Here is a 2,841-nt window from a genome sequence, read left to right as displayed (position 1 = left end):
GTAAGTCATTCGCCAAATTTTAGACATAAAAAAACACTCTTTAAGAGTGTCTGTTTATTCTTATTTATTTCAGTGGTTGCGGGAGCCAGAGTTTATGAAGAGCGAACGCATCACGCAGTGACGACGACCTTCGGGTTATGAGTCACTCACTAAATTTCAGACATAAAAGAACACTCTTTAAGAGTGTCTGTTTATTCTTATTTATTTCAGTGGTTGCGGGAGCCGGATTTGAACCGACGACCTTCGGGTTATGAGCCCGACGAGCTACCAGACTGCTCCATCCCGCGCCTGTATATTTTAAGTCTATCGACTACTTTATTTTATCTCTTAAGCTAGAGTTTACAGTAACCTCAATCCTCTAAAGGAAATTGGTTGCGGGAGCCGAATTTAAAACGACTACCTTTGCTGGCTAATGAAGAGCTGAGACCGACAAGCTTTTCCCTAACTAACATTTACAGTAACCTCAATCCTCTAAAGGAAATTGGTTGCGGGAGCCGGATTTGAACCGACGACCTTCGGGTTATGAGCCCGACGAGCTACCAGACTGCTCCATCCCGCGCCTGTAATTTCTTTAAAACAAATCCGTAATATTTACGAGCCTGCCTTGAAGAGAGCGCTACTATATAGGAATAAACATATAATGCAAGGCTTTAGTTATTATTATTGTTTAAGTGAACAAAAAGCAAGCAAGTGGTGTTATAAGCATTCCCATTAATGTGGGTTAATCATTTTTTGCCACTCCCAATCAGGGTGCCCCATTACAATGAAGTCTGGATTTTCAGTGCTTTCACGCTGATTATAAGTTAGTGGGTTAAACTCTGCATCGGTAATACTGCCGCCAGCTTGCTCAACTATAATTTGTGATGCGCCCGTATCCCACTCACCAGTGGGGCCTATTCTTAAAAAACAGTCAGCCTTTCCTTCTGCTACAATACATGCCTTTAAAGAGCATGACCCTAAAGCAACGGTAGTAAATTGGGCGTTAAGGTACTGGCTCACTGCTTCAATTTTTTGGCGGCGGCTCACTGCAACCGTTAAGTTATCGGGTGAGGCTACAAATATTTGCTTATCGCTACCATTTTTACGCTTAAATGCCCCATTATCGGCGCTCGCAAAATAGGTTACCCCTTTTGTTGGCCAATGAATAACTCCCAGCACAGGTTGGTTATTCTCAATGAGTGCTATATTTACCGCAAAGTCGCCACTTTCTAAAATAAATTCTCCGGTACCATCCATAGGATCAAGTAACCAATAACGTTGCCAATGCTGCCTATCGGCTAATGCTGGGATCGGTGTTTCTTCTGACATAATAGGAATATTGGGTGCTAATGCCTCTAAACCAGCCACAAGTACGTCGTTAGCAGCAAGATCAGCTTTAGTAACTGGTGTGTTGTCTAGCTTTTGCTCTTTGCCAATATCACCATTTTTATAAATAGCCATAATGGCATCACCAGCACGCTCAGCCAATAATATACAAGGCTCTAGTAATTTATTCATCAATGACTCCTGATGCTAAATACTGATCTAATAATAATAAAGCAGCTACACTGCGTGCTTCGGTAAAATCGTCTTGTGTTAATAATGACCGCCAATCGGTTAATGGCCACTTAACAACGACCAGTGGCTCTGGCTCATCACCGGGCAATGTTTGTGAATACAATTGTTTAGCGACCATAATGTGCATAGTGGTATTAAAATGACTTGGCGCTATAGATACCGCTTTTAATCGTTTTAGGTAATCTGCACCAAAACCAACTTCTTCTTTAAGTTCACGGTTAGCGGCTTGCTCTGGTGTTTCACCTGGGTCAATTAACCCTTTAGGAAAACCCAGTTGATAGTCGTTAGTACCAGCGCAATATTCTCGCACTAGTAGTAATTCGTTATCTTTAGTTAACGGCACAATCATTACTGCACCTCGCCCGCCGCCACGAATTCGCTCATATTGACGTTCTTCGTTATTAGAGAATTTAAGTTCTAAAGATTCCACGGTAAATAAGCGACTTTTAGCTACAACTTTATTACTGAGGATTTGCGGTGGTATAGGGTGCTTTTTCTGTGTCATTGGCGTTAATTTGCTATCATGGCAGTTGTGCTTAATCATAAACTTTTCACAGGGAAAAGCCCATGCTAAATTGGTCAAAAATCGATACAGTTTTACTCGATATGGATGGAACATTACTCGATTTACATTACGATAGCCATTTTTGGCTTAACGTTATTCCACAACAGCACGCATTAGCAAAAAATATTAGCTTTGAAGCAGCGCAAGCTGATATTTCAAAACGCTACCAAGCCGTTAACGGAAAAATACAATGGTACTGCTCAGATTATTGGGAGCAACAGTTAAACCTGCCTATTATGGAACTAAAGCGACAGTCTAAGCACTTAATAAAAGTGCGCGACGATGTGCCGTACTTTTTAACTGAACTTAAAAAAGCAGGTAAAGAGTTAATTTTACTTACTAACGCCCACCCTGAGTGTGTAATGCTTAAATTTGAGCAAACTGCAATTGATAACTACTTAGATGGAGTCGTATCGACTCATGAATATGGGGTAAGTAAAGAGCAACAAAGCTTATGGCAACAGGTGCAAAGTGACTTAGGATTTAACAAAAGCCGTACGCTTTTTGTTGATGATAGTGTTCCTGTACTCAACGCTGCACGCCAATACGGTATTGAACACTTGCTTGCGGTTGCTAACCCAGACAGCCAACAACCACATAACGATATAGCCGATTACTTAAATGTTACCGACTATCGCAAGCTAATTTAATTATTTTAGCGCAAACTATTTTGTTGGATATCGTGCCTCTAAGCCTTCGTACACTAATTTTGCAAAATC

The 2,841-nt window shown here is 41.0% G+C and carries 3 protein-coding genes and 2 tRNA genes; 1 reads left to right on the top strand and 4 read right to left on the bottom strand.

Annotation, left to right across the window (positions count from 1 at the left end; genetic code table 11):
* Window positions 1-210 precede the first annotated feature (210 nt).
* The 4 genes from ABYB02_RS16330 to nudE all read right to left on the bottom strand — a co-directional run bounded on the left by ABYB02_RS16330 (window position 211) and on the right by nudE (window position 2,062).
* Window positions 211-287 (bottom strand) — tRNA-Met (locus ABYB02_RS16330).
* Window positions 288-482: 195 nt separating this feature from the next.
* Window positions 483-559, bottom strand: a tRNA-Met gene (locus tag ABYB02_RS16325).
* A gap of 152 nt (window positions 560-711) precedes the next feature.
* Window positions 712-1,497: a 3'(2'),5'-bisphosphate nucleotidase CysQ gene (gene cysQ, locus ABYB02_RS16320; protein ID WP_011326850.1), complete on the bottom strand. Its 786-nt coding sequence runs from the start codon at window positions 1,495-1,497 to the stop codon at window positions 712-714.
* Window positions 1,490-2,062: an ADP compounds hydrolase NudE gene (gene nudE, locus ABYB02_RS16315; protein WP_011326849.1), complete on the bottom strand. Its 573-nt coding sequence runs from the start codon at window positions 2,060-2,062 to the stop codon at window positions 1,490-1,492. The genes cysQ and nudE overlap by 8 nt, the downstream gene beginning before the upstream one ends.
* Before the next feature lie 62 nt (window positions 2,063-2,124).
* On the opposite strand from nudE, the gene yrfG reads away from it, so the two are divergent.
* A complete protein-coding gene (yrfG, locus tag ABYB02_RS16310) occupies window positions 2,125-2,772 on the top strand; it encodes a GMP/IMP nucleotidase (RefSeq protein ID WP_372763429.1) in 648 nt (215 codons plus the stop codon).
* Window positions 2,773-2,841: the final 69 nt, after the last annotated feature.

The sequence above is a fragment of the Pseudoalteromonas sp. genome (genome assembly GCF_041613455.1).
Taxonomy (GTDB): domain Bacteria; phylum Pseudomonadota; class Gammaproteobacteria; order Enterobacterales; family Alteromonadaceae; genus Pseudoalteromonas.
The sequence above is the reverse complement of the archived record's forward strand: the minus strand, read 5'-3'. Positions and strand labels throughout refer to the sequence as shown.